Origin of the sequence: Plantactinospora sp. B24E8, assembly GCF_039871735.1 — a bacterium.
In the GTDB taxonomy this organism is placed as follows: Bacteria; Actinomycetota; Actinomycetes; order Mycobacteriales; family Micromonosporaceae; genus Plantactinospora.
The window spans coordinates 88,817-115,166 of the sequence record NZ_JBDPMH010000023.1 but is presented as its reverse complement, the minus strand read 5'-3'; the positions used below and the strand labels follow the sequence as shown (position 1 = coordinate 115,166).

Annotated in this window: 22 protein-coding genes, 1 tRNA gene and 3 pseudogenes; 18 read left to right on the top strand and 8 right to left on the bottom strand. The window is 70.1% G+C overall.

Annotation, left to right across the window (positions count from 1 at the left end):
• Nucleotides 1-531 precede the first annotated feature (531 nt).
• Nucleotides 532-798, top strand: a complete 267-nt coding sequence (locus ABGB21_RS26490; RefSeq protein ID WP_347680048.1) for a hypothetical protein — start codon at nt 532-534, stop codon at nt 796-798.
• A 915-nt stretch (nt 799-1,713) separates the two neighbouring features.
• Here the strand turns inward: ABGB21_RS26490 and ABGB21_RS26485 are convergent.
• Nucleotides 1,714-2,121: a hypothetical protein gene (locus tag ABGB21_RS26485; RefSeq protein WP_347680046.1), complete on the bottom strand. Its 408-nt coding sequence runs from the start codon at nt 2,119-2,121 to the stop codon at nt 1,714-1,716.
• 133 nt (nt 2,122-2,254) lie between these two features.
• Here ABGB21_RS26485 and ABGB21_RS26480 point away from each other — a divergent pair, with 133 nt between their 5' ends.
• The 6 genes from ABGB21_RS26480 to ABGB21_RS26455 all read left to right on the top strand — a co-directional run bounded on the left by ABGB21_RS26480 (nt 2,255) and on the right by ABGB21_RS26455 (nt 5,989).
• On the top strand, nt 2,255-2,929 hold the full coding sequence (locus ABGB21_RS26480) for a winged helix-turn-helix transcriptional regulator (protein WP_347680044.1): 675 nt from the start codon (nt 2,255-2,257) through the stop codon (nt 2,927-2,929).
• Nucleotides 2,930-3,179: 250 nt separating this feature from the next.
• Entirely contained in the window at nt 3,180-4,010 is an 831-nt protein-coding gene (locus tag ABGB21_RS26475; RefSeq protein WP_347680042.1) for an IS5 family transposase, read from the top strand.
• A gap of 7 nt (nt 4,011-4,017) precedes the next feature.
• Entirely contained in the window at nt 4,018-4,425 is a 408-nt protein-coding gene (locus tag ABGB21_RS26470) for a hypothetical protein (protein WP_347680040.1), read from the top strand.
• 21 nt (nt 4,426-4,446) lie between these two features.
• Nucleotides 4,447-4,602 carry a helix-turn-helix domain-containing protein gene (locus tag ABGB21_RS26465; RefSeq protein WP_347680038.1) on the top strand — a complete coding sequence of 52 codons (156 nt, stop codon included), beginning with the start codon at nt 4,447-4,449 and terminating at the stop codon, nt 4,600-4,602.
• Nucleotides 4,599-4,916 (top strand): hypothetical protein, encoded by a 318-nt coding sequence (locus ABGB21_RS26460; RefSeq protein WP_347680036.1) that lies wholly within the window; start codon nt 4,599-4,601, stop codon nt 4,914-4,916. The genes ABGB21_RS26465 and ABGB21_RS26460 overlap by 4 nt, the downstream gene beginning before the upstream one ends.
• Complete coding sequence (locus ABGB21_RS26455) at nt 4,913-5,989, top strand: site-specific integrase (protein ID WP_347680034.1); 1,077 nt, start codon at nt 4,913-4,915, stop codon at nt 5,987-5,989. The genes ABGB21_RS26460 and ABGB21_RS26455 overlap by 4 nt, the downstream gene beginning before the upstream one ends.
• A gap of 224 nt (nt 5,990-6,213) precedes the next feature.
• On the opposite strand, the gene ABGB21_RS26450 is transcribed toward ABGB21_RS26455, so the two are convergent.
• Both ABGB21_RS26450 and ABGB21_RS26445 read right to left on the bottom strand, forming a co-directional pair.
• Nucleotides 6,214-6,286 (bottom strand) — tRNA-Arg (locus tag ABGB21_RS26450).
• 168 nt (nt 6,287-6,454) lie between these two features.
• Entirely contained in the window at nt 6,455-7,681 is a 1,227-nt protein-coding gene (locus ABGB21_RS26445; RefSeq protein ID WP_347680032.1) for an IS110 family transposase, read from the bottom strand.
• A 507-nt stretch (nt 7,682-8,188) separates the two neighbouring features.
• On the opposite strand from ABGB21_RS26445, the gene ABGB21_RS26440 reads away from it, so the two are divergent.
• Nucleotides 8,189-8,560, top strand: coding sequence for a hypothetical protein (locus ABGB21_RS26440; RefSeq protein WP_347658030.1), 372 nt, complete (start codon nt 8,189-8,191; stop codon nt 8,558-8,560).
• A gap of 186 nt (nt 8,561-8,746) precedes the next feature.
• Here the strand turns inward: ABGB21_RS26440 and ABGB21_RS26435 are convergent, their stop codons facing one another.
• Genes ABGB21_RS26435 through ABGB21_RS26425 form a run of 3 tightly spaced genes read right to left on the bottom strand, consistent with a single transcriptional unit; the run spans nt 8,747 to nt 9,517 of the window.
• Nucleotides 8,747-8,977 (bottom strand): hypothetical protein, encoded by a 231-nt coding sequence (locus ABGB21_RS26435; RefSeq protein ID WP_347680030.1) that lies wholly within the window; start codon nt 8,975-8,977, stop codon nt 8,747-8,749.
• A gap of 51 nt (nt 8,978-9,028) precedes the next feature.
• Nucleotides 9,029-9,196 (bottom strand): hypothetical protein, encoded by a 168-nt coding sequence (locus ABGB21_RS26430; RefSeq protein WP_347658032.1) that lies wholly within the window; start codon nt 9,194-9,196, stop codon nt 9,029-9,031.
• Between the two features lie 6 nt (nt 9,197-9,202).
• Nucleotides 9,203-9,517 carry a hypothetical protein gene (locus tag ABGB21_RS26425; RefSeq protein WP_347680028.1) on the bottom strand — a complete coding sequence of 105 codons (315 nt, stop codon included), beginning with the start codon at nt 9,515-9,517 and terminating at the stop codon, nt 9,203-9,205.
• Between the two features lie 120 nt (nt 9,518-9,637).
• On the opposite strand from ABGB21_RS26425, the gene ABGB21_RS26420 reads away from it, so the two are divergent.
• From ABGB21_RS26420 to ABGB21_RS26385, 8 genes and pseudogenes are all read left to right on the top strand, one after another.
• On the top strand, nt 9,638-9,829 hold the full coding sequence (locus tag ABGB21_RS26420; protein ID WP_347658034.1) for a hypothetical protein: 192 nt from the start codon (nt 9,638-9,640) through the stop codon (nt 9,827-9,829).
• Nucleotides 9,830-10,058: 229 nt separating this feature from the next.
• Nucleotides 10,059-11,627 carry a TIGR02677 family protein gene (locus tag ABGB21_RS26415; protein ID WP_347658035.1) on the top strand — a complete coding sequence of 523 codons (1,569 nt, stop codon included), beginning with the start codon at nt 10,059-10,061 and terminating at the stop codon, nt 11,625-11,627.
• The gene (locus tag ABGB21_RS26410; protein ID WP_347658036.1) at nt 11,624-13,015 is read left to right on the top strand and encodes a TIGR02678 family protein; all 1,392 of its coding nucleotides are present in this window, start codon (nt 11,624-11,626) and stop codon (nt 13,013-13,015) included. Before ABGB21_RS26415 ends, ABGB21_RS26410 begins: the two co-directional genes overlap by 4 nt.
• Nucleotides 13,016-13,027: 12 nt before the next feature.
• A complete protein-coding gene (locus tag ABGB21_RS26405; protein ID WP_347680026.1) occupies nt 13,028-17,155 on the top strand; it encodes a TIGR02680 family protein in 4,128 nt (1,375 codons plus the stop codon).
• A complete protein-coding gene (locus ABGB21_RS26400; RefSeq protein WP_347680024.1) occupies nt 17,152-18,438 on the top strand; it encodes a TIGR02679 family protein in 1,287 nt (428 codons plus the stop codon). The genes ABGB21_RS26405 and ABGB21_RS26400 overlap by 4 nt, the downstream gene beginning before the upstream one ends.
• A 267-nt stretch (nt 18,439-18,705) precedes the next feature.
• Nucleotides 18,706-19,272: a hypothetical protein gene (locus ABGB21_RS26395; RefSeq protein WP_347658039.1), complete on the top strand. Its 567-nt coding sequence runs from the start codon at nt 18,706-18,708 to the stop codon at nt 19,270-19,272.
• 2 nt (nt 19,273-19,274) lie between these two features.
• A pseudogene (locus tag ABGB21_RS26390) lies at nt 19,275-19,625 on the top strand (nucleotidyl transferase AbiEii/AbiGii toxin family protein); the annotation flags it as partial.
• Nucleotide 19,626: 1 nt separating this feature from the next.
• Nucleotides 19,627-20,724, top strand: a pseudogene (locus ABGB21_RS26385) (ISL3 family transposase); the annotation flags it as partial.
• 139 nt (nt 20,725-20,863) lie between these two features.
• Here the strand turns inward: ABGB21_RS26385 and ABGB21_RS26380 are convergent.
• A pseudogene (locus tag ABGB21_RS26380) lies at nt 20,864-21,124 on the bottom strand (carbohydrate ABC transporter substrate-binding protein); the annotation flags it as partial.
• Nucleotides 21,125-21,544: 420 nt separating this feature from the next.
• Here ABGB21_RS26380 and ABGB21_RS26375 point away from each other — a divergent pair.
• Nucleotides 21,545-22,486, top strand: a complete 942-nt coding sequence (locus ABGB21_RS26375; protein ID WP_347658040.1) for an ATP-binding cassette domain-containing protein — start codon at nt 21,545-21,547, stop codon at nt 22,484-22,486.
• Nucleotides 22,487-22,509: 23 nt separating this feature from the next.
• Nucleotides 22,510-23,232: an ABC transporter permease gene (locus ABGB21_RS26370; RefSeq protein WP_347658051.1), complete on the top strand. Its 723-nt coding sequence runs from the start codon at nt 22,510-22,512 to the stop codon at nt 23,230-23,232.
• On the opposite strand, the gene ABGB21_RS26365 is transcribed toward ABGB21_RS26370, so the two are convergent.
• Entirely contained in the window at nt 23,216-26,350 is a 3,135-nt protein-coding gene (locus tag ABGB21_RS26365; RefSeq protein ID WP_347658041.1) for a BTAD domain-containing putative transcriptional regulator, read from the bottom strand. The two genes, ABGB21_RS26370 and ABGB21_RS26365, sit on opposite strands and share 17 nt — an antisense overlap.

Below are 26,350 nucleotides of genomic sequence, written 5' to 3'. Positions count from 1 at the left end.
TCCGTGCAGATGGTTGTCTTGGTCGATAACCCATCTACCGGAGACCTCACCGCATCCCGGTCACCGACACGCCCAGCCGATCTACCTCACAGCCAGGACCACAGGGCACTTATGACACACGGCCTAGCCCCGCGAATCGATGCCGACCTCGGCTTTCAGGAAGGCTATCAATGACGCGCCCAAGGCACGGACCCTCCCGCGTTGGGGAACATGAACCACCAGAGTAGGCATGCCACCGGCCAGTAGGTCAGAGCCGCAACCGCGAAGTACCACGGCCGCCAGCCCTCCAGCAGACCGGAATATCCTTGCCCGACGGCCCACCTGTGCGTGGCCCAGGTCCACAGGCCATAGCCCATCAAGAAGGCAAGGGACCAGCCAATGCGTGCTGCCTGGCTTGGACCCCGGCTCCGCCAACGAGAGACCGAAGCGACCACCGCGCGCATCACGAACCCATGATGCCCTGCCTTGCCCTCCGGAGCTGGTGGCGATTCTGCGGGAGCACCTCGACCGGTACGGGACGGCGTCGGACGGGTGGTTGTTCTTCAGCGAGCGGAGCAACGTGGTGGCGGCGTCGACGTACTCCGGGTCTGGGACGAGACGCGGACTCTGGCGCTGGCTCCGGCGCAGGCCGCCTCGCCGCTGCCCGGGCGGCCGTACGACCTACGGCACGCTCCCGCCCCGGAGGTCGCGGATCGGACCGGTCACTCCGTCGACGTGCTGCTCAAGGTGTACGCGAAGTGCCTCGACGGTGACCGGTCTCGGATGAATGAGCGCGTCGAAAGGGCACTGGCCTCATGATCCGTTGCGATCGTCCGTGCCAGGATTCTCGAATGCTTCAGTCCGTAGAGATCAAGACTGTCCTTGCTTTAGCCGCCTCACCTTTCCACAACCTTCACTGGCCCTGTCTGTCAAGGTGAGTTGAGGCCAGCGGTTCATAGCAAGTCCGCCGGACAGGGCGAGTTCAGGATCGAGAAGCGTTGACTACTGCTGTTGAGATGGTCCTGGCTCAGGATGGGGTCATGAGTCGCAGAAAGGGCCCGCGTTCCGGAACGTGTCAAGGGATTGAGGCCAGCGGGAGTTCAGCGGCTTGTCGTTTCGGTTCGGGTTTGTTGATCCAGACCTGGCGGGCAGGTCGAGGATCTTGGGTAGTAGCCGGGTGGTGCCGAACCGTTCCGGGCGCGCCGTGCGGCTGCGGCGAGGGCGTCCTCGCGGTTGGCGCGGGCGTCCTCGCGGTTGGCGCGGGCGTCCTCGCGGTTGGCGCGGGCGTCCTCGCGGTTGGCGCGGGCGTCCTCGCGGTTGGCGCGGGCGTCCTCGCGGTTGGCGCGGGCGGTGTGGTGGCGGCCGTGGTCAGCCCGACCGGGAAACCGTCAACCGGCTGCTGCACCGCTTCTACACCCGATGCGCCGCCACCGACCTGCCCGAACTGCACCGCCTCGCCGCCACCATCGAGAATCGAATCGGTCAACCAGACCTTCAAAGGCCAAACCTGGAGCAGCAACACCGTGGCCGAACCCCGGCAGGCGTGGTCGTACGCGTCCTGCAACGCATCCTTTGCGTTGACCGCCACCATCTGGCACAACAGGCCAACCCATCATGCGCTCACTTGTCGCGTACGACCACTGACCCGTTGGAATGGATCACCCACAGAGGGCTTCGCCCCGGACGATCAAGCGGTAATGGTGGGTGATGACCGATCCGTACCGATGAGGTAGCTCAAGAATTCAGGGCTTCCACCGCTTGCACGATCATGGGGTTGTCGGACTGGAGCTGCTTCAGCCACCCAACGTTCTCCAACGGGTACTGGTTGATGAGAATCAGCGTTTGCTCGACATCGGCGATCTCTGCGTAATGCTGGGCGATCACCTCCTGAAGCCCGACAACCAGCAGACGCTTGGCATCGACGTTCGACAGTTCGGGAGCTTCGAGAAAACCGACAGGTCGGATCGGGCCAGCGTCGACCCGTCCGTCCTGACAAACGTTCTCCTGCGGGTATTCCCTCAGAAAGATCCGGGTGTCGGGAAACTGGTAGGTCTTGTCGATGACCGCCGTCAACCCGGCCAGCAGCTCGGCCTTCGCGCTCCGGTCGAGTCCGGATGGAACCTCGAGAAACATCAGTGGCATGACAACTCCCTGCGTCGATCGCACCCAGCCGAGGGTCAGCGTGGGCTGTGGCCTGACTAGGCCCACTCTAGCAGTGAAGTTGGAAAAACCAACCTTGAAGTTGGAAACTTGAACTCTGTGTTACGATCAACACATGGCTGGACAGCGGAAGTACCACGACGCCTGTGCGGTGGCCCACGCCTTGGACATCCTCGGCGAACGCTGGGCACTGCTGGTCGTACGCGAACTCCTGCTCGGACCGAAACGGTTCAGTGACCTGCGGGCGGGACTGCCGTCCGTGAGCACGGACATGCTCACCACACGGCTCCGGGAGCTTGAGTCGCACGGTGTCGTACGCCGACACAAACTGCCCGCTCCCGCAAGTTCCTGGGTCTACGAACTCACGACATGGGGATCGCAACTCGAGCCGATCGTCGTGTCACTGGCCCAGTGGAGCAGTCAATCGGCCGGGCTGGCCGATCGCGCCAACGAGCCGCTCAGCGTCGACTCCGCCGCGCTGGCCCTGCACACCCTGTTCAAACCCGATGCCGACCCGCGTGTGGCCGCCACCGTCGAACTACGCCTCAATGGTCAACCATTCAGGGTGAACGTGACACATGGCGCGCTCAGCGTAGAACGCGGCGAGGCGCCAGACGCTGAGATCAGCATCACCACGGACCCTGCGGCGCTAACCGCGCTGCTCACAGGCACGAGTTCCTTGAACGCGGAGCGCAAGGGCGGTCGTACCAACCTGCATGGAGACCCCGCCGCCGCGCAAAGGTTCCTCGATCTATTCGGCACGCCCACTCACGACACGGCAACTCCCTGAGCCTCGATCCACCGATGAGGGTCGGCTCGACGGGACCTCGGATATAGAAAGTGCCCTCTGAACTGGAAGGATAGGAGTTACGACGCTTCTATCACCTCTCAGAGGGCGGTCGGAGACCCTTTAGGTTGATCTATGCGTTGAGTCCGTTTGGAGATCGTTCTGCGGGTTCATGGTAGATAGTGATCACTCGATGGCGTGAAGAATGAATACCGGTCATGTCCTGGCCACCGGTTGCGGTGTTGGGCTGGTCATGAGTGATCGCAAGCCGTACCCCAGCGACGTCACCGACGAGCAGTGGGCGATGATCGGCCCGTTCCTGAACGCGTGGAGAGCCAAGCGGGTCTCGGTCGCGGGCCGCCACGGGGAACAGGATCTGCGGGAGGTGCTGAACGCGATCTTGTACCAGAACCGGACCGGCTGTCAGTGGGCGTATCTGCCGCACGACCTGCCGCAGAAGCCGGTGACCTACTACTACTTCGGGTTGTGGCGGGACGACGGTACCGACGCCGCGATCCATGACCTGCTGCGCTGCCAGACGCGGGAGAAGGCCGGCCGGGCCGAGGACCCGACCGCAGTCGCGGTGGACACCCAGTCGATCAGGGCCGCGAACCACGTCCCGGCCGCCACGACCGGTAAAGATGCCGGCAAGAGGGTACCGGGTCGCAAGCGGGGCCTGGCCGTGGATGCGTTGGGCCTGATCATCGCGGTCGTTGTCACCGCGGCGTCGGTCACCGACAACCAGGTCGGGATCGAACTGCTCGACAAGGTCGCCGAGCACACCCCGACGGTGACCCATGCCTGGGTCGACGCCGGCTTCAAGCAGGACTTCGCTGTTCACGGAGCCGTCGTGGGCATCGACATCGAGGTCGTCAAGCGATCCGACACCCTGCCGGGGTTCGTACCGGTCAAGAAGCGGTGGATCGTCGAGCAAGCCTTCGGCACCCTGATGCTGCACCGCCGCCTGGCCCGCGAGTACGAAAGCCGGCCCGAGTCATCGGTCTCGCGGACACTGTGGGCGGCGACGGCGAACATGGTCCGCCGGTTGACCGGTACCAGTACCCGGACCTGGCGAAACGGGTAGACCGCCGGTGCACCTCGACACGATCCTCGGCCTGATCACCGAACGCGAAACCAGCGCACGCCGGGCCGCTGAGCAACTCCGCGCGCAGATCGCCGCGCTCACCAGCGAACTCGCCCGCATCGACGCTGAACTGGCTGACCTGACGACCACCCGCAGCACTCTGCGCGTTCTGGCCGCCGCCGAGTTCACCGCCGACGACCCGACCGTGACCAGCTCCGCCTACCAGCAGATCCTCGCCGTCCTGGCCGCGTCCGCCACAGGGATGCGCGCCAAGGACATCTGCCTCGCACTCGACATCGAGCCGCTACCGAAACACGTCGAAGGCACCCGCGCCAAGCTGAAACGCCTGGTCAGCCGGAATGTCCTCACCGAGAGCGAACCCGGAATATTCGCTCTATCCCCAAAAAGGACCTAATCTCCGCAACCGCCCTCTCAGGTGCTCGCCGTACTCAACGGCGTGTCCCGGCGCACCTTCTACCGGTGGCGTGAGCTGGGCATCGCCCCGAAGTGCATCAAGCTCCCAAACGGTGAGCTGCGCATCGAGCGGCGCGGCCTGCGGGCTTGGCTGGAGCAGCATCGGGAGGCGGCGTGAAGTCGCGCGAAGTGCGGATTCGCGGTATCCAGGTCAACGCGCTGGCCAAGCGGAAGAAGTCGTACACCGTCCGGTGGCTGGTGGCGACGGAGCCGAAGTCTCGGACGTTCGGCACTCGGGCGCTGGCCAACAACTTCCGCTCGGACCTGATGCAGTCCGTGAATCGTGGCGAGGCGTTCGACACCGATTCCGGGCTGCCCGATTCGCTGGCTAGGCCGGACGAGTCGGTGACCTGGCTGGCCTTCGTACGGCGGTATGTCGACATGAAATGGCCGGTTGCCGCCGCGAAGTCGCGAAGTCGCGGGACAGCATGACGGACGGGCTGGCGGCCGTGACCGGCCTACTCGTCCAGGACCTGCCCGGCCGGCCTGATCCCGCGCTGGTGCGTCGGGCGCTTCACGAGTACGAACTTCCGCCGGCCGCCCGGCAACTCGACCGACCGGCGGAGGTCGCCGCTGCGCTGCGGTGGCTCGGCAAGGCGTCCCGTCCGCTGCCCTCCCTGGCGGAAGCGTCGGTGGTCCGGCCCGCGCTGGATGCGCTCGGGCTTCGGATGGATGGCCGGCCGGCCGCCGCCTCGACGGCCAGGCGGCGGCGCTCGGTGTTCTACAACGTGCTTCAGTACGCGGTCGAGCTGGAACTACTCGACTTCAACCCGGTCGACAAGCTGCGCGTACGGTCCACTCGACGCAAGGTGACGGTGGAGATCGACCGGCGGGTGGTGGTCAACGTCGGCCAGGCGCGAGACCTGTTGACCGCAGTGACCTACGTCGGCCGGCGCGGCAAGGACGGCCGGCGGGGTGAACGGCTACGGGCCTTCGACGCCTGCCTCTACTTCGCCGCGCTGCGGCCGAGTGAGGCGTTGGGCCTGCGGCAGCGGGACTGCCACCTGCCCGACTCGGGTTGGGGCCTGCTGACAGTGGAGAAGTCGCGGCCGGCGGCGGGCAAGCGGTACACCGACAGTGGCGAGGTGCACGACGAGCGTGGGCTCAAGCACCGGGGCGAGACGGAAGCGTGTGAGGTGCCGATCCCGCCGGAGCTGGTGACGATCCTGCGGGAGCACATCGACCGGTTCGGCGTCGGCGAGGATGGTCGGCTGTTCCGCAGTGAGCGTGGCAACGTGGTGGCGGCGTCGACGTACTCCCGGGTCTGGGAGGAGGCTCGGACGTTGAGCCTGCCACCGGACCGGGTGGTGTCCCCACTGGCGGGGCGGCCGTACGACCTGCGGCACGCGGGCGTCTCGCTGTGGCTGAACGCCGGGCTACCCGCTCCGGAGGTCGCGGATCGGGCCGGTCACTCGGTCGACGTGCTGCTCAAGGTGTACGCGAAGTGCCTCGACGGCGACCGGAGTCGGATGAACGAACGTATCGAGGCGGCGTTGTCCGCGTGATGATCACGTGTGGGGTGCGAGGGGCCGTGGCCGATGCTGCGGCCTCTCCGCTTTTGTGGCCTCTGACCTGCGCGAACACGCCTCGAAAGAGGCCCAAGATCATTGCACGTATTTTGCACGACTGGCGACAAACGGCGGCTCGGGTAGCCTACGGCTGCCTACGAGATCACATCGGCCGGAGAGTGTTTCCGCTGGTCGGAGGGCGTTTTCGCTGATCGTCGAGGTGCCCCCGGCAGGATTCGAACCTGCGACACACGGTTTAGGAAACCGATGCTCTATCCCCTGAGCTACGAGGGCCTGGTGATCCACACTACCTAGCGGCGGCTGTCAGCGTACCGCAGGGAGCCCCGGCGGCGGTCAGCGCTGGCACCGCCGCCAGCGGACCGCACACCGACCGCACGTGATCGGGCCGGATAGGCGGACCGCCACCGGCGATCATGGTCCGGCAGCGTCGGTCACCGCCGGTCAGGGACGGCAGGAGTCTCTACGCGAGTTCGCACAGCGCCACCTCTCCTGATCTTGGTTGTTTGGGCTGGTAGGGGGCCTTGTCGCGGATGCAGGCCCAGAGGACGTTGAGGCGTTGTCTGGACAGGGCTGCGGTGGCTTGGCGGTGTGGGTTTTTCCTTCGGCTCGTTTCTTGTCGTAGTAGGCGCGTGATCGTGGGCAGTGGGTCAGGGCGGTGAAGCTGGACATGCTGAACACCCGGCGTAGACCCCGGTGGTATCGGTGCGGCCGGATCTGATGACCTTGCCGGCGTCCGGAGTCGCGGGAGATCGGGGCGAGCCCGGCGTGGGCGGCGAGCGCTGCGGCGCTGGGGTAGGTGGTGAGGGTGCCGGCGTGGGCGAGGAACTCGGCGGCGAGGGTGGTGCCGATACCCGGCAGGCTGGTGACGATCTCTCCCAGTTCGTGCTCGGCGACCACCGCGGTGATGGTTTTCTCGATGGCGACGATGCGGTCGTTGACCGCTTCCAGATCGGTCGCCATCTGCGCCAGGATCCCGGCCGCAGTGGCCTCCCCCGCGACGGCGACGGTCTGCGTCCGCGCGGCAGTGAGGACTTTGGCGGTCAGCGCTTTGGCGGCCCGGACGCCGTGCTGGCGCAGGTAGGCCAGGATGCAAGCTTCGCCGGCACGGCGCAGCCCGCCGGGGGTCTGCCACTGGACGAGGAGCCGAAGCGCGCCCTTGCTGCGCAGGTTCAGCGTCTTCTCCAGGGCGGGGCTGATCATGGTCAGCAGGTCCTGGATGCGGGCGGTGAGGCGGACCCGGTCGGCGACCAGGTCGAGGCGGCGGGAGACGAGCAGCTTCAACTGCTGCTGCACCCCGTCCGCGAGGGTGAGGGTCGGTAGATCGGCGCGCATGCGCAGGGTCTGGGCGATGACGTAGGCGTCGTGAGCGTCGGTCTTGCGTTCGCCGTGGAACGCCTCCGCCATCCGCGAGGTGACGGTGCCGCTGACGTAGCGCACGTCCGCACCCCGGTCGAGCAGGACCGCCAACAGCAGCGAGGCAGGTCCACCCCGCAGGTCGACGGCCCAGCGGATCGGCTTGCGGCGCTTACCGAGCCGTCCGGCGATGCCGGAGATGGCCTGCTGGTCGTTGGGGATCTTCTCGGACAGAACGACGGTGCCGTCGTCGTTGACGACGCAAACGTGGTGGTGGGTCTTGCCGACGTCGACGCCGGCCCACAGGCTGCCCACCGGGCATCACCCTCTTCGGTTGTCTGATCAAGGGGCGTGGACCCCGCCGCGGTTCAGTAGTCACAACTTCGGAAAGGGCGATCGGTCGCAAGTCTCCATCCAGTGCTGATACAGCGGTCATCAGCGAGGGCCGGGGCGTCCTACTCCAAGCTGGCCATGACATCGGCAGCACACACCCAGACAGTCACCCGACCCTCCGGGTCCACCCCGCCAAACGACGCAGTTCGATGTCCGGTTGCGGGTCCCGACGGACGCCTGGAGCGCACCGCCGCCGGCGTCGACTGTCTGGGGCGTCACGCTGGCACGCCGCACCGGCCCTCCACGATCCTCGTCGCACCTTGGCGACGGTCAGCGGGGAACCATGCGTCAGGTTTCGAGACCTGTGCGGTTGAGGCGTTCGAGCAGGCTGGGCTTGCGGGCGTGCACCGTCCGTAGCTCGGCCAGGCGATTTCGGAACGATGTGCTGTCTCCGTCTCGTTCAGCGAGGTCGCGCAGGTCGACGAGGAGTTGAACGGCGGTGTCGTACTCGCGGGGTTTCTTCGTGGCGATGAGTTCGGCGACCCGCTGCCAGGCGGCGGGTTGGTCGACTGCGAGGGTGTCAAGGTGTCCTTGCCGTGCTGCCGCAGCGGACCGTTCGCGGCGAATCCGGTCGCGTTCGCGTTGCTCGGCGTCCCGTCGTTCCCGTTCGGCGCGCAGGTCCGCGGCGGTGGCGAGCAGTTCCCCGGCGGTGCGGGCGGCTGCCGGGGTGGGCGTACCGGTGGGGTGCGCGTCGCGGTAGCGGCGCAGCAGTCGGCTGCGCAGGTGGCCGTCGCCGGTGATCAGGTCGGTCAGGATGGCGTCCTTGTCCCAGGCGGGCAGCCCTACGACCCACGTGCGTAGTTGCGCGGCGGTCGGTTCACCGGAGGCGGCCGGCGGCGACTCGGCCGCCGCGGCCGCGATCAGGTCGGGGTCGATGCGTAGGAACTCGGCGACGGCGGTGAGGGGCGCGTCGAGGGTGCCCAGTCGGGCTGGGACGGGTGGTTCGGGCTCGTCGTCGGCGATGTCCTCGGACTGTACGCAGCGGAGTCAGGCGAGGTAGAGCAGGCGCAGGTCGCCGGCGGCGAGGCCGGCCCGGACCGGGATGATGGAGGTGAGCAGGCCGTGGCCGTCGAGGTCCCATTCGTCGGTGCCGTCCTCGTCCTCGTCGTGGAGGTCGATGATGACGTGCTCGCCGGCAGTCCAGGCGCAGGCGCTGTCGCCTTGGCAGTACTGGGCGGCGGTGGCGGGGTCGAGCACGTGTTTCGGTAGCCGCAGCATGAGCTGGCGGGTGCCCCAGTTGGCCAGGTACAGGTGCGCGTCGAAGTACCGTTACATCAGCGTGCGCGGGTCGCCCTTGAAGTTGCCCCACTCGTAGGTGTTGACGAAGCTGGTGGCGGTGATGTCGGCCCGGGTCGACAGCGACCGAAGCTCGGCCCGTTCCCGGCCGGTGAGGGGCCGGTCGACGGCGCTAAATTCGTAGTACTGGTATTCGCTCACTGCGGACTACCTTCCGGCCCAGTGTCGGTAGGCGTCGATCCACGCGGCGCCGTCCGGCGCCGGGGTGGGTAGCGGCAGGTCGAGCAGGTCGATCCTCTGCCGGTGGCGGCCTCGGGCGCAGACCGCGACGACGCTGTCCGCGGTCGGGTCGATCTTCCGCACGGTGACCTCGACGCCGAGGACGGTGGTGGTGGTGAACGGCACCGCCAGATGCTCCTCGATCATGGTGAACAGGCCGGTGGGCTGCTCGTCGTCGCCGTACGCGTCGACCGTGGCTTCCTCAAACATCGCCTCCAGCGCGGCGTTGCCCTTCGATGCCATCGGCGGATGGATAGCGGACCGGTGTCGGGGTGCTCGAAGCCCGATGCGCGAGGATGGTCGGCATGAGTTCGGTGGCCGAGTTCGTCGATCTTCGGCGGGAGGTGGAGCGGTTACGGGCGCATGACGCCCGACTGGCACGTCCGCTGGACCTGCGCGGCCAGGACACCACCGCGGCACCGGAGCAGTTTCGCACCGGTGGAGCCGCCGGGCCTGGTCACCATGGCCTCGCCGACCCGGGACAAGCTGGCGTTGTTCGCCGACCGGTTCCGGGTCGACCTGTACGCCGTGCGGCGCAAGAACAGGCCCACTTGAAGATCCGAAGGTACAGCCGGACAGCTCGCGTACGTGGCCAGCCTGTCCGATCTCGGGCCTACCGGTCGCGCCGGCCAGGGCTGCAGGCCAGGGCGCCTACCCAGGCGCAACAGCTCTGGACGCAGGTTCCACGATCACCTCGGAGACCCTTGGCGCCTCGCGCGTCTCGCCGCTCTCCGGAGCCGGGTGGGTAGGGTGGGTAGCCGTTCGCGTCCTGTGGAGGAGAACGATGACCGCTCAGCCATCCAGGCCCACGTTCGGTTTGGACGATTTCGGGCTGGACGACCGGATGCGGCTGTTCGGTTACGTGACGGCGGAGAACCGGTTCGCCTATCTATGGCTGCTGCGGGCGTTCGACTCAGCACGGTCCAGCTACCACGTGGTGCTGCACACCTCCGACGTGGCCGCGGCGCTGGCGACGCTGCACGAGGCGGACGCCGACTGCCCGGACCCGGCCGGGCTGGAGTTGCCGCGGCTGCTCGACGCCCTGGTGGAGTGGGGTGTGCTCGACCGGGGACAGGACGGTTCCCGGGCCACGACGCTGGCGGAGTACCGCAACCGGCACTCGGTGTACCAGTTCACCGAGGCGGGCTACCGGGCGCACCGGGCGGTGGAGGCCGTGCTGTCGGCGAGCATGGACGACTCGACGCTGTCCCGGCTGGTCTTCGCCGACCTGCTGGCGGACCTGAACGCGCTCGCCGCAGCCAACGAGGCCGGGGACGCCGAAGAGGTCTACCGGAAGTTCAACCGGTTGGACCGGGCGCTGGCCGACATCGCCGAGCGGGCCGCCCGCTTCTACCACATGCTGGGCGACCTGGGCCGAACCAACGACGTGCGGCCGGAGGTGTTCCTCGCCCACAAGGACGCGCTGCTGGCGCACCTGCGGGACTTCCACGACGAGTTACAGCGGTACACACCCCGGCTACGCGCGGCGGTGCACGAGGTCGAGGCCACCGGCCTGGACCGGCTGATCGAGGCCGCCGCCGAGGCCGACGAGCGGCTGTTCCACACCCCGGTGCAGCGGCTGGAGGACTGGCGGCGGCGCTGGGCGGGGCTGCGGTCCTGGCTGGCGCCGCCAGGCCCGGAGCAGCCCAGCGAGGCGGACCGGTTGTCGGACGCCACCATCGCCGCGATCGGTGACGTGCTGGCCCTGCTGCGTCGGGTCACCGAGGCGCGTCGCGGCGGGGTGAGCCGGGAGTCGCAGTTGCGGCACCTGGCCGCGTGGTTTACCCACGCCGGCACCCAGGAGGCCGCGCACGCCCTGTTCGACGTCGTGTTCGGCCTCGGCGCTCCGCGCCACGTCGGGGTGGCGCACCCGGATCCGGAGGGGATCGCCAGCCGGCTGTCGTGGTGGGAGGCGCCGGCAGTGGAGTTGTCCCGCACCCTGGTGACCACCGGCCGGGCACCGGGGCAGGGCCGGGGGCGGCCGGCCCGGCTGGACCGGGTCGACGACCGGCGGCACCGGCTGCGCGGCGAGCAACTCACCCGGGAGCACCGGTTGGCCGACGCGGCGACGGCGCTGGCCACCGAGGGCGTGGACGATCACCTGTTGGACCGGTCGCAGACCCAGGTCCTGCTGCGCCTGCTCGACATCGCCCTAGCCGCCCGGGTGGGCGGCCGGGCCGGGGTGCCGCTGGCGTCCGCCGCGCACGGCGTGCGACTGACCCTCACCCCGACGCCGGGCCGGTTCACCACGGTGCGCACCGCCGAGGGCCGGCTGCATCTGGACGGGTACGCGTTGACGGTCACCGCCGCGCAGCACACCGCGGTCCGCCGACCCGAGCTGGTGCCGGCGTGACCGCGGAGGCAGGGGCGCCGCGGCCGGCGGCCCACCGGTTCGCCGCCGACGTCCCCGAGTTGGAGCTGGCGGACTACCAGCGGGCGGTCCGGCTGGTCCTGCGCCACCCGCTGATCACGGCGACCTGGCCCAACGAGCGGGCACTACCCCGCGTACGGCGGTTCTCCGCCACCCTGCGCCGGGATCTCGCCGAGGCGTTCGGATACCGGCTGGAGCTGCACGGTTCCACAGCCCGGCTGGTACGGGCGAAGGACCAGCTCGACGGCACCCAACCGGCGGTGTCGCGCACCGGGCGGCCGTTCGACCGGCAGCGCTACGCGTACCTGTCGTTGTGCCTGGCGGTGCTGGGCCGCGCCGGGATCCAGATCACCCTCAGCGAGTTGGCCGACTCGGTGGCCGGCGACGCGAACCGGATCACCGGTCTGGGGTTGGATCCGGATCACGGCCCGGACCGGCGGGCGTTCGTGGACGCGGTCGGCTGGCTGGAGGAGCGGGGCGTGCTGCGGCTGGCCGACGGCTCCAGCGCCGCCTGGGCCAGTGACCCGGGCGCCGGGGAGGCGCTGTACGACGTGGCGCGGGACGTGGTGTTCGCGCTGTTCCGGCCAACCCGGGTGCTGCAGCACATCGACTCGGTGTCGGCCCTGCTGGACCGGGCGATGAGCAGCAGCGGCAACGCCGAGCGCCGGCAGGCGGCCCAGGCGGCCCGGCGGGCGGTGGTGGAGTCACCGGTCGTCTACCACACCGACATCGACCCGGCGGTCGCCAACCATCTGCGCGGCTCCGCGCTCGCCACCGACCTGGCCCGGCTGACCGGTCTGCGGGTGGAACGGCGGGCCGAGGGCGTCCTGCTGGTGGACACCAGCGGGTTCACCGCGGAGCGGTTCCCGGGCATCGGCTCGGTGGCGCAGGCCGCGGTGCTGCTGGCGGTGGAGATGGCCGACCGGGTGGCGGATCCCGACGGCCGCCGGGTCAAGCGGCTGACCCCGCCCGACGGGCACGCCCGGCAGCAGGCGCTGGCGAGCCAGATCGACGCCGGCCTGCCCACGGCCACCCTGGTACGCCTCGACGACGCCGGTCCGGACGAGCCGTGGACCGCCGAGGACCGGAGTGACAACGACGAGGCCGAGGGGGCAGGCCGGTTGCCGTTCGTCACCGACAGGTTCCTGCATACCGCCGTCGGGGAGATCCTGCAGCGGTACGGGACCGCGTTCGGAGCCCAGTGGCACGCCGACCCGGAGCGGCTGCGCGCCGAGGCGGTCGCGCTGCTGGAACGGTTCGGCGCGGTCACCGCCGTGCCGGGCGGGGTGCTCGTCCGGCCGCTGGTGGGCCGCTACCGCCACACCATCGCCATGGTCAAGCGCCGTGCCACCACCGAGACCTTGTTCTGAGGGAAGTCGATCGTGATCGAACAACGCGCCGTCCGCCGGTTCGCCCCCACCCGGGCCGGGATCATCAACCTGTGGGACTACCGGGACGAGGAGTTCAGCTTCGTCGACGGGTGGCTGGTGCTGCGCGGTCCCAACGGATCCGGCAAGACCAAGGCGCTGGAGGTGCTGTTCCCGTTCGTCCTCGACGGGCGGATCGAACCGCGCCGGCTCAACCCGTTCGCCAGCGAGGACCGGACTATGAAGTCGAACCTGCTCTACCGGGGGCAGGAGGTCACCCACGCGTACGTGTGGATGGAGTTCGGCGACGGCGACCAGTACGTGACCGTCGGCATCGGGTTGCGGGCACACCGGCACGTCGACCGGGTCACCCGCTGGCACTTCGTGGTCGACGGCCGGGTCGGGGTGGACTTCTCCCTGCTGGACGCCGACGACCGGCCACTGACCCGCCGCGATCTGATCGACCGGCTGGGCGCCGAGGCGGTGCGGGACTCGGCCGAGGACTACCGGCAGCTCGTCGACGCCCGGCTGTTCGGCCTCGGCCCGGCCCGCTTCGAGCAACTGCTGGACCTGGTACTGACCCTGCGCAAGCCGCAACTGGCAAAGGACCTCAACCCGGTCGAGCTGTCCCGCACGCTGCAACGGGGGCTGCGCCCGGTCGAGGACCACCTGCTGGTGGAGGCCGCTCGCTCCTTCGACGACATGGAGGCGGTCGCCCGTACCCTCGAAGGGCTGGTGGCGGCGGACGGCGCCACCGCCGCGTTCCTGACGGTCTACTCCACCTATCTGCGGACCCACGCGCGGGCCGCCGCCGACGCCCTGACCGCCCGCCGCGACGCGGTCGCCACGCGGTCCAACGCACTCGACGACGCCCGTCACGCGGCCGGCGCGGCGGCCGAGGCGGAGTCCGCGGCGGGTGAGCGGCTGCGGGCCGTGGAGGGCGAACCCGGACGGCTGCGCGCCCACCTGGACAGCCTGAAGGCCTCGGCGGCATACCAGTCCCACGAGCAACTCGCCGACCTGCAACGGCACGTGCACGACCTGGCCGAGGCGGCCGGACGGGCCGACGAGGCGGTCGTCGCCGAGGAGAGCGCGGTGGCGCGGCGGCGTACCGAATCGGAACGGGCGACGGTCGCGGCCCGGGACACGCGGACGGCGGCCGACCGGCTCGCCGCCGATCTCCTGCTCGACGCGGAGGCGGCCGGAATCGCCTGGAGCGTCGACGACGTCGCCGCGGACGACCTGGCGGCCCGGATCACCGCGCGGGCCGCCGCCCGCCGCGACGACGTGCGCGCCGTCCGCGCGCAGGTGACGCGGCACGACCAGGCCGACCGGGACCACGCCCGGGCCGCCGCCGACGCGGCCGGCGCCACGGCTGCCGCCGCCGACGCCGAGCAGGCCGAGCGGCGCGCCGAGGACGCCGTCACGCAGGCCCGCGCTCATCTGCGCGCCCAGATCGAGCAGTGGGCGCAGGGCAACGCCGGGCTGCTGGCCGACGTCGCGCGCCCGGACCTCGCCGCCGGGCTGAGCGCCGCCGTGGACACCACCGGCGAGCCGGGCGCGCGCACCCTGCGCGAGGTGTACGCCGACGCGACGGCCACCGTGGTGACCCAGCGGCGGGACCGGCTCGCGGCGCTGGCGGCCCAGCGGGCGGCGCTGGCCGACCGGCGGGCCGAGGTGGCCGCCGAACGGGACCGGATCGCCGCCGAGCACGACGACGCGCCACCCGCCCCGGTGACCCGGCCCGCACCACGCGCCGGCCGGCCCGGCGCACCGCTGTGGCGGCTGGTCCGTTTCGCCGACGGGGTGAGCGGCGCGGACGCAGCGGCGGTCGAGGCGGCGCTGCACGCGGCCGGGCTGCTGGACGCCTGGCTGCACCCCGACCCCGGGACCGCGACGGCCGCGCTGGCCGGCGACGACCTCGACGGCTACCTGCTGCCGCTGCCGCCGCACCGGCGGCCCACCGGGGTCACCCTCGCCGACGTGCTGGCCCCCGAAGAACAGGACGACGTGCCCGCCGCGCGGATCACCGAGGTGCTCACCTCGGTGGCGCTGGCCGACGTGACCACGCCCGACACCTCGCCGGTCACCATCGGCGTCGACGGCCGGTACGCCCAGGGCATCGCCGCCGGCCGGTTCGCCAAGACCTCCTGCGAGTACATCGGCGCGACCGCCCGGGCCGCCCGCCGCGCCGCCCGGGTCGCCGAGTGCGACCGGCTGCTCGCTGTCATCGACGCCGACCTCGACGCGGTGGACCGCGACCGCGCGTCCGTCGAGGCGCTGCTGGCGGCGGTGGACGCGGCCGCCGCGCACCTGCCGGCATCCGCGCCGGTCCACACGGCGCTGCGCGAGCTGGACCGGGCCGCCGCGACGCTACGCGCCCGGCAGGAGGCCAGCGAGGCCGCCGCCGCCCGCCTCGACCAGGCCCTGGCCGAGCGGGCCGCCGCCGCGGCCGCACTGCGCCGGAGCGCGGCGGAGCGGTCGCTGCCGGTCGACCGGCTCGACGACACCGCCGAAGCGGTGAGCCGCTTCGAGAAACGAGGGGTACGCCTGGAGGGCACGCGAACCGCCGCCGTGCGTGCCGCCGAGCAGGAGGACCAGGCCCGGCAGCGCCACGACGAGGCAGTCGACCGGTTCTCCGCCGCGGCGGAGACCGCACGCACCGCTCGCGCGCGGCACCAGGAGAAGGCGGAGGCGTACCGCACGTTGCGCGACAGCGTGGGCGCCGACGCGGAGCAGGTGCTGGCCGACGTGGCCCGGACCGCCGACGCCATCATCGGGGCGGAGCAGGCCGTCGAGCAGGCCCGCACCCAACTCGGCGCCGCCCGGGAACGGCGGGTCGCCGCGCTGACCCGGGTGGAGCTGGGCGAGCAGGCCCTGGTCGCCGCCGTCGCCGAGGCGCAGCACGACGCCCAGCGGCTGCGCCCGTACGCCCAACCGGACCTGCTGGGCCTGTTGCGCTGCCCCGCCGACCTGCGCTGGCCGGCGCTGACCCCGGACGACGAGCTGCATCCGCAGGTGGCAGCCCTGCACGAGGCGATTCTCGCCGCCACCCGGGAGCTGAGCCCCACCGAGACGTCGCTGAAGCAGAGCGCCACCCGGCTCACCACCGCGCTGACCGAGCTGCAGGCGCAGCTACCCGCCGCGGGCCTCGACCACCGGCCCGAGTGGGCCACCGACGACGGGGTGATCGTGGTCCGGGTCGCCGACGAGCAGGGCCTCACTCCCGTCGCCCACTTCGCCGACCGGATCGCCCGCGAGCGTCGTGGCCAGGAGCAACTGCTGACCGACTCCGAGCAGCGGGTGCTGGAGGACGCCCTGCTCGGGCAACTCGCCCGGCAGATCCACCACCGGACCATCGAGGCCCGCGACCTGGTGGCGGCGATGGACGGCCAGATGCGTGCCCGCCGGATGTCTTCGGGGCTCACCGTGGGCGTCGGCTGGCGGCTCGCCGACGACCTCGACGCCGAGCAACGCGACGTCTGCAAACTGCTCGAACGCGACCCGGCCCGGCTCGGGCCGGCCCAGCTCACCGCCATGCGTCGGCACTTCGCCGCCCGGATCAAGACGGCGCGGGCCGCCGCGCCCGAACGGCCCTACCGGGAACTGCTCGGCGACGTCCTCGACTACCGGCAGTGGCGCGCGTTCGCGTTCACCCTGCACCGGCCCGGCGGCGGCACCGAGGCACTGACCCGGGCCCGACACAGCCAACTCTCCGGCGGCGAGCAGTCGGTCTCCCTGCACCTGCCGCTGTTCGCCGCCGCCAACGCGCTGTTCGGCTCGGCCCGACCCGACGCACCCCGGCTGCTCGGCCTCGACGAGGCATTCGCCGGCGTGGACGACACCGGACGGGGTGAGCTGATGGCGCTGGCGAAACAGTTCGACCTGGACCTGTTCATGACCGGCTACGACCTCTGGGCCACCCACCCGGCGGTCAGCGGCGCCGCCCACTACGACCTGTCGCACTCCGCCGTGGAACACGCCGTGTCGACCGTGCTGCTGGTCTGGGACGGGTCGACCAACATCGCCGACTTCGACGGAACCCTGGCCCGCGCCCTCGGCTCCCCGGAGACCCGCCGCGCCCCCGGTGTTCGCGACGAACCCGAGCGGGCCGGCGTGCTGCTCGACCTCACCCACGAATGACCGACGATCGCGGCGAACCGCCGTCGGACCGGGCCGCCGCACACCCGTCGCTCATGCCGACCGGGTGGGATCGGCCGAGCGGTCCGGCGGATCTCGTGGATCAGCCCGGCTGGCGGCGGTTGCTGGCGGCCGCCCGGCGCAGCCTGGAACGCACCGGTGGCCGGCTCGACACCACCGTGACGCTCTCCACTCCCACCGACGACGAGCGCCTGGTGGTCATCGGCATCACCGGCACCCACCGCTCCGCAGCGGCGGCCCGCCTCAGTGTCCGCCTGACCGACGTGGACGAGCACCTGCGCGCGGCACACGCGACCGGCCTGGTCGAGGTGCTCACCGCAACGGCCCCGCTGCGCAACCTGCCGTCCGACCGGACACGCGAGACGGTGGCCCGCGACGCCGTCCTCGCTGTGGCCAACGACGGCCGGCACGCGAGCAGCCCCTGGTACGCCGAATGGCTCGACGGTTTGCGCCGCGCCGGCGCCTTGACCCGCGTCGTCCGCGCCGGACTGCCGTTCGAGGATGTGGTCCGCGTCCTGGACGCGCTGCCCGCGGCCGACGAACCGATTCCGGTCTTCGCCGACCGGGTACTGGACGACACGAAGGCCCTCACCGACGGGCCACTGCGCGGGCTCGTCCTCCGTGCCGTCGCCGCCTGGCAGCAGACGGCGCTTCCGGTCGACGGCGAGCAGGAACGGGCGTTGTGGGAATCGGTCGGTCTGGTCCCGGACGACCTCGCCAGCCAGGTGCTGGTGCTCAACGCACCGGCCACCGGCGGGCTGGTCGGGCGGTGGCTGACGGAAGCCGCACAGGCAGGTGTGCCAATGCGGGTCACCCTGCACCAACTGCGCCTGGCACCGCTCACACTGAACTGCCACGAGGTATACGTCTGCGAGAACCCCGCCGTGCTGCGCGCGGCCACCACCGCGCTCGGGGCCCAGGCCCCGCCGCTGATCTGCACCGAAGGGGTGCCGTCGGTCGCCGTTCACACGCTGCTGCGTGCCGCTCGGGGAGCGGTGATCCGGTGGCGCAACGACTTCGACTGGACCGGCGTACGACTGACGGCGGCGGCTCTCCAGCTGTATCCGGGCGCGGTCCCGTGGCGGATGACCGCGGCTGACTACCTGCCGGCGGCGGGCACCGGCACGGCCCTGCTCGGCACGCCCACCCGGACGCCGTGGGACGAGTCGCTGGGCGAGGCGATGCGGCGCACGGGCCGAGCGGTGATGGAGGAACGGCTGCTCGACCTGCTGATCGCCGACCTACGCGTGACCGGAGCCGGGTAACGGCTGGCAGGAGTTGACCAACTTGCTGGATGCCGTAGGTCGAACGCCGCAGGCCCGCGTATCGAACACGGGTGTCGCCGCAAATTGAAAGGGCGCCTCCTCGCAGATCGAACGTGCACTGGCACTTGTTGAGTTGACCGGTCATCGACGAAGTTCGACTCGCTCCGGAACTGCTGCTTGCCATCAAGGCAGCCGTCGCGGTGATGACCCGCATCCGGACGACAGCGAAGCCAAGCACGCTTGGCCTAGCGTTGTAAGCTGACGGGCATGAGTCGGTTCTCCGAGGATGAGCTGCAGGCGGTCATCTCCCGGTACGAGGCGACGCGGGCGCAGGCGTTGACCGAACGGGACGAGCAGCTACGGGCGTTTCACGCCGCCGGCTGGCGACCGGTCGATCTGCAACGGGTCACCGGATACAGCCGGGAGACGATCCGCCAGGCACTGCGACCGGAGGTCCGGCGCGCGACAAACCTCAGCCGGCGCCGCACATCCCCCCAACCGCCGGCGGACTACCGACCCTACGGTGACCGGAAGCCCTACGTGGTGGCCGAAACCCTTGCCGCGCTGCACGGCCCGACTGACGGCACGGTGACGCTTCCGCGTCATCTCGACTGGTCCGGGCATGCCGAGTACGACCTGAACCGGCCCGCACGCCTGGCCAGCATGTACAAGGTGGTACTCACCGAAGCCAGCACGGCCGAGGACCTGAACACCTGGCTCGACGCTGACCTCCTCCGGCGACTCTGGCCCACCCTCTGGCTGCCACCCCAACTCCGCCAGCACTGGGAGGAAGCCTTCCCCGAACTCGCCGCCACCCGCAGCGACGCGGCATAGCGGTGGACCCCTTCCACGAACGCCTCGCCCGTAACGGGCTCGCGGCGGCCGACCGATACGGCTTCGCACTGGCCGGCGGCTACGCGGTTCAGGCCGCCGGACTTGTCGAACGACCCAGCGAGGACGTTGACCTGTTCACCGCCTGGGACCGCCGCCAAGAGTTCACCGCCGCGATCGCCGCCGTCGTGAACGCCTACCGAGACGACGGCCTGACCGTCGAAACCGAGCGCCAGTACGACACCTTCGCCCGGCTGGCCGTCACCGACGGTGTGCGGGCTTCCAAGGTCGAACTCGGCGTGGACTGGCGCGCCAACGAACCGATCCTCATGGCGATCGGACCCGTACTCCACCCCCCGCATTCCGCTGCCCAATGAGCGGACGCCTCGGGTGATCGGCGTAGACGATTTCGCTCTGCGCCGGCGGCACCGCTACGCCACCGTGGTGATCGACGCCGAGACCCATGAGCGGACCGACGTGCTACCCGACCGCACTGCCGACACCCTCGAAGCGTGGTTGCGCGCACATCGGGGCGTCGAGGTCGTATGCCGCGACGGCTCGACGACCTACGCCGAGGCCATTCGCCGTGCCCTGCCCGACGCGGTGCAGGTCGCAGACCGGTGGCACCTATGGCACAACCTCTGTGAAGCCGCCCTCAGCGAGGTGCAGGCGCACAGCACCTGTTGGGCCCCTGTCCTGGACGCACCCATCTACGACGGCCCCCGCGCGCAGACGACCCAGCAACGCTGGCACCAGGTCCATGACCTGCTCGACCAAGGCGTGGGCCTGCTGGAGTGCGCCCGCCGCCTGCAGTTGGCCCTGAACACCGTCAAGCGCTACGCGCGAGCCGACCGGCCCGAGCGGATGCTCCGCGTCCCCAAATACCGTGCCAGCCTCGTCGACCCCTATCGCGAACACCTACGCAAACGTCGAGCCGAGGACCCCGGCGTCGGCGTCAAGCACCTCTTCGAAGAGATCAAGACCCTCGGCTTCACCGGCTGCCTCAACCTCCTGCACAAGTACATCAACCAAGGCCGCGCGGACGCCGACCGCAGCCACATCTCCCCACGCCGCCTCGCCCGGATGATCCTCACCAGACCCGACAACCTCAGACCCGAGCACCAAGATCTACTCGCACGGCTCACCGCAGCCTGCCCAGAGATGACCCAACTCGCCGCCGCTGTCGGACGCTTCGCCGAGCTCCTGACGCCTCAGCCCGGAAACACCGACCGGCTTTCGCACTGGATCCTGCAGGTCCGCGCGGGCGATCTACCTCACCTGCACGCCTTCACCCGCGGTCTGGAACGCGACCGCAACGCCGTGAACGCCGCGCTCACGCTCCCCTACAGCAACGGCCCCACCGAAGGCGTCAACACCAAGACCAAACGAATCGCACGTCAAATGCACGGACGAGCAGGCTTCACCCTGCTCCGCCACCGCATCCTCCTCGGATAACAGCACCCTCCGTCACCACCGAAAGTGAGACAGGGCCGTTGTTTTTACAGTCCCTCACCAGAACGCGGAACGGGCTGGTTTCCGGCAACGGAGACCAGCCTCGATCCGCCGCCAAGCCGCCGGGCGGGTTGACGGTCCATCAACTGGTCGGCCATGATGCCTCGATGTCGGCCAGGGTCGTTCCGGTGTCCTGTCCGTTGATCCACGCCGTCATGCCGCTCCAGAACGTTCCCGCGCCAACCTCCGACGGCATGAGGTCGGACGCGTCGAACCGGAACACCGCCCCCGGGTCCTGAAGTAGCGCCACCGACTGCTGGTCGATCGGGTTGACGACGTTCGTCACGTCCAGTTGCCGGTTCGCCGAAACCCAGTTGCCGAGCTTCGCCCGACTATTGGCGAAGTGCCACCGAACCGATCCTCATGGCGATCGGACCGGTACTCCACCCTGACGACGCGGTCGCCGGTTACCAGGCCGGCCTGGCCGATCCGTCCTGACCCACGCCCGATCCGCGCACCCACCGGGTCCGGGTACGCTGCCCTGCCCTGCCCAGACCGGGGCTGGGACCGGGACCGGTGCCCTATCCCCTGAGCCACGAGGGCGCGAGGGGGCGCAGCCTCGCGACCTGGGATTCCCTGGGCCGCAGGAACTGACCCGCGGTCACCCACGTCGCCCGTACCCCTGTTCGCCCAGCCCAGGACCAGCAGCATACGAATTCGGGTACGTCACCGGTGGTTGGCCGCGTGCCGGTGGAACGCCGTGTCGGTGGCCGTGTCAGGGCAGTGTCAGGGGGGTGACAGGCCAGCTGCCCATGGTGGTCGCATGACAAGTTCAGCGATCGCGGCCTCCGGGCTGCGGAAGGCGTACAAGGACAAGGTCGTGCTCGACGGCATCGACCTGGACGTCCGCGCGGGCACCATCTTCTCCCTGCTGGGTCCGAACGGGGCGGGCAAGACGACGACGGTGAACGTGTTGACCACGTTGGTGCGGGCCGACGGTGGCTCGGTGCGCGTCGCCGGGCACGACGTCGCGACCGAGGCGAAGGCGGTGCGGTCGGCGATCGGGGTCACCGGTCAGTTCGCGGCGGTGGACGAGTTGCTGACCGGGCGGGAGAACCTGCAGCTGATGGTGGACCTCAGCGGTCTGCGCACGAAGGACGGCAAACAGGTCATCGGTCAACTGCTGGGGCGGTTCGAACTGACCGAGTCGGCGGACAAGCCGGCGTCGACCTACTCGGGAGGCATGCGCCGGAAGCTGGATCTGGCGATGACGCTCGTCGGCGACCCGCGGATCATCTTCCTCGACGAGCCGACGACGGGGCTGGACCCGCGCAGCCGCCGCACGATGTGGTCGATCATCCGTGACCTGGTGGCGGATGGTGTGACCATCTTCCTCACCACCCAGTACCTCGAGGAAGCCGATCAGCTCGCCGACCGGATCGCGGTACTCGATCAGGGCCGGCTGGTCGCCCAGGGCACCCCCGACGACCTCAAGCGCCAGATCCCCGGGACGCACGTCCGGCTCCGGTTCGCCACCGTCGCCGAACTCGACGCTGCCGCGCGCGTCCTCAGCGACTCCACGCGGGACGACGAGGCACTGGCCTTGCGGGTTCCCGGCGACGGCGGGACGAAGTCGCTGCGGGCTCTGCTGGACCGGCTCGACGAGTACGCGATCAGCGCCGAAGAGCTCTCCGTACAGACCCCCGACCTCGATGACGTCTTCCTTGCCCTGACGGGCCGTACCACGGAGGTGGCCGCGCAGTGAGCAGCAAATCCCACTCGATCGTCATGTTGCGTCGCAACTTCCTGCACATCGCCCGGAATCCGACGTCGGTGTTCAACGCGGTCCTGATGCCGATCGTGCTCATGCTGATGTTCGTCTACATGTTCGGAGACGCGTTCAGCGTCGGTGTCGACTACATCGACTACGCGACACCGGGGCTCATGCTGCTGGCCGTCTGCTATGGGCTGGGGACGACCGCGACCGCAGTGAACTCCGACATGACGAAGGGCATCATCAACCGGTTCAAGGTCATGCACGTCTCTCGTGATGCCGTGCTGACCGGCCATGTCGTCGCCACTGTGCTGACCAACATGGTCGCCATCGCGGCCCTCCTCGGGGTGGCCTTCCTGCTCGGCTTCAACCCGTCGGCGGGTCTCCTCGACTGGCTCGGCGCGATCGGCGTCATTCTGCTGCTCAGCTTCGCGGCGAGCTGGCTCACCGTCGCCCTCGGGCTGTCGGCGAAATCTCCGGAAACGGCGGGCCTGGCCGCCGTACCGCTGATCATGCTGCCGTTCTTCAGCAGCGCGATCGTCCCCGCAGAGAAGATGGGAGTCGGACTCCGGCAGTTCGCGGAGTACCAGCCCTTCACCCCGATCATCGAAACCCTGCGCGGCCTCCTCAACGGCGCACCGTCCACCGGCACGGCGATCACCGCCATCGCCTGGTGTGTCGGCATCGCCCTCGTCGGATACCTGTGGGCGCGGTCCACGTTCACGAAGCGAGCGTGACCGCGGCCAATTGGCTCCAATCCGTCTCAGAGCCCTTTCGAGCCTCCTCGGCGAACGTCGCTTCGCCGAGGAGGCTTCGCACCGTCCGCTCGATCCGGGCCGCGTCGGGGTGGGAACGATCCGGCTGACCACGCACGGCGGCACTTGCCCCGAGCAGCCGCGCGGCCTGCTCGGGCTGGTCGCGACGCAGCGCCAGATCCGCGACCCCGACGAGCACCTGTGCGATCGTCGATGCGTAGCCAACCTCGAGCGCCGCCTCACACGCCGCCGCGCGATGCGTACGGGCCTCGCCGACGTCGGTGGCCAGGTAGCCCAGCAGGTCGTGGGTTCCTGCCCGGACACCCGCCTGCTGCGCCTCGTCGCCAAGCAGCGCCGTCATGACTCCGAGCTGCTCGTACGCCTCCTCGGCGTGGCCGCCCCAGCGCGCCAGCTCCGCTTTCGACAGCGCCAGTTCGGCGAGCGCGCCCGGCCACGTGACCCGTTGGGCGAGCCGTTGTGACTCGGCTATTGCCGCCGCGCTGGAAGCCTCGTCGCCCAGCAACCAGTAGAGCCGAGCCTGTCGGGATCGGACCCGGATGATCTCCTCGGCGGTGCCGACCTCGGTGACGACCGCGATTGCCTGTTCGTAGTACGCGCACGCGGTGGCGATATCGCCGCGCACGGCGAGTAGCTCCGCCAGCTCGGTCAGGGCGAACGAGATGCCGAACCGTTCACCGAGGGCCCGAAACTCGGCGAGTGCCTGCTCGAGATACCCGACCACATCCGGCCCGTCCTGGCCGAGCATGATCCGCATCTTGCCCAACTGAAGCCGGGCCAACGCGCGTACCCAGGGGTCCTCGTCGTCCAGCAGCGGTTCCCATGCCGCCAGGATCGCGTCCGGCGCCCGCAACATTCGTTCCAGCGGAACGACGAGCGACAGGCACGGGTGGCCGCGTCGACCGTGCCGGCTGAACCGGTATGCCTTGTGGATCCACTCGGCGGCGTGGTGTTCGTCGCCCAGCCCGGAGTTCACGAACAGCACCACGAGCGCGTACACCGTGGCCCGGATGCCGTCGGGCACCTCGCCGGGCGTTTCGATGGCCGCCGTCATCAGCTCCATGCCCTCGGTCCGGTAACCGCCGAGCCACCAGTACCAGCCGGCGCCGGCGGCCAGCCGCATCGCCGCATGCGCCTCACCCGCCGCGAGCGCACCGCGCATCGCGGCGGCGATGTTGTCGTGCTCGGCGTCGAGCCTGGCGAGCCAAGCCAACTGGTCGGCTCGGCGAAGCTGCGGCTCGGCAGTCTCGGCGAGGTCGGTGAAGTAGGCCAGATGCGCGTGACGCGCCAGGTCCGATTCCCCCGCCTCGGCAAGCCGGTGCCCGGCGTACTCCTTGATCGTGGCGAGCAGGCGGTAGCGCAACGCGCTGTCACCGTCCGCGATCAGCAGTGACCTCTCGGTCAATGCCGTGAGTATTTCGAGCACCTCCTCCTGCTGGATCGTGTCGTCCGCGCAGACCCGTTCCGCGGCTTCCAGGCTCGCCCCGCCGGCGAACACCGACAGCCTGCGCAGGACCGTCCGTTCGGCGTCGGTCAGCAGTTCCCAGCTCCAGTCGACCATCGCGCGCAGCGTTCGGTGCCGGGGCAACGCGGTACGGCTGCCGCCGGTCAGCAGCCGGAACCGGTCGTCGAGCCGGCTGGCGAGCTGGTCGACGGACATGGTGCGCAACCTGGCCGCGGCCAGTTCGATCGCCAGCGGCATCCCGTCCAGCGCACGGCAGACGCGCGCCAACGTCGACGACGTGTGGGCGTCGACCGCGAGATCTCTGCGCACCGCGTTCGCCCGCTCGCGCAGCAACCGCACGGCGGGAGAGGACTCGATTTCGGTGGGGCTGGCCTCCCGGGCCGGCAGGGCCAGCGGCGCGACCGGCCACAGCGCCTCGCCGATGATGCCGAGCGGTTCCCTGCTTGTCGCCAGGATCCGCAACCGCCGGCACTCCCCGAGCAGCCGGTGGGCGAACGTCGCCGCCGACTCGATCATGTGCTCGCAGTTGTCCAGGATCAGCAACATCGCCCGGCTCCGGATCGCCGTGACGAGCCGGTCGGTCAGTTCCGTGTTCGGTGCCTCGCCGAGCAAGGCGTCCCGGAGGCCGAGCGCCGCGAGGGTCGCCTGGGCCACGTCACCGTCGGCGCCGACGGCGGCGAGGTCCACCAGCCAGGCGCCGTCCGGTAGGTCGTCCAGCAGCCGGCGCGCGGTTTCCGTGGCTAGCCTGGTCTTCCCCGATCCGCCCGGCCCGATCAGGGTGGTGAGCCGGTGTTCGCCGGCGAGTGCGCCGACCGCCGCGACAGCTTCGTCCTGGCCGATGAAGCTGGTCAGCTCGGCCCGCAGATTGGTCTTCCGTTCCTCGCGCCGAACCACCTCACCCCGGAGCACGGCGACGTGCAGTGTCGAGAGCTCCGGTGCGGGATCGACGCCCAAGGCGTCCGCCAATGCCTCTCTCGCGCGCTCGTAGACCAGCAGCGCCTCGGTGTCACGACCCGTCCCGGCGAGGGCACGCATCAGCGCGGCGACCAGGCGTTCCCGCACCGGGTTCGCGGCCACCAGGTCGGTCAGCTCGGTAACCACCTCCGCGCCGTGGCCGAGGCTGACCTCCAGGTCGAACCGGTCCTCCAAGGCGGCCAGGCGTAGCCGGTCGAGCCGGGTGACCGCCGCATCGAACGCCGCGCTGTCGGTCAACCCGACGTCCTGCATGGCCGCACCGCGCCACAGGGCGAGCGCCTCACGCAGCCGTCCAACCGACTGCGGATCCTCGCCGTCGTGGGCCCGGTTGAGGAGGCGTTCGAACCGTACGGCGTCGACGGCGTCCGGCTCAACGGTCAACCGGTAGCCGTCCGGCTGCCCCTCGATCAACCCCTCCGGCAGCACCTTCCGCAGCCGGGAAACCAGACGTTGCAGGGCGTTCGCCGCGTCAGAGGGTGGCTGCTCACCCCAGACCCAGTCGACGAGCGCCGCCTTGGAAACCACGCGACCCGGGCTGAGCGCGAGCGCGACCAACAATCCACGCAACCGCGCACCCGTCACATTGACCGGGACGTCACCGTTCACGCGTACCTCGAACGGTCCCAACATCCTGATCTGCAC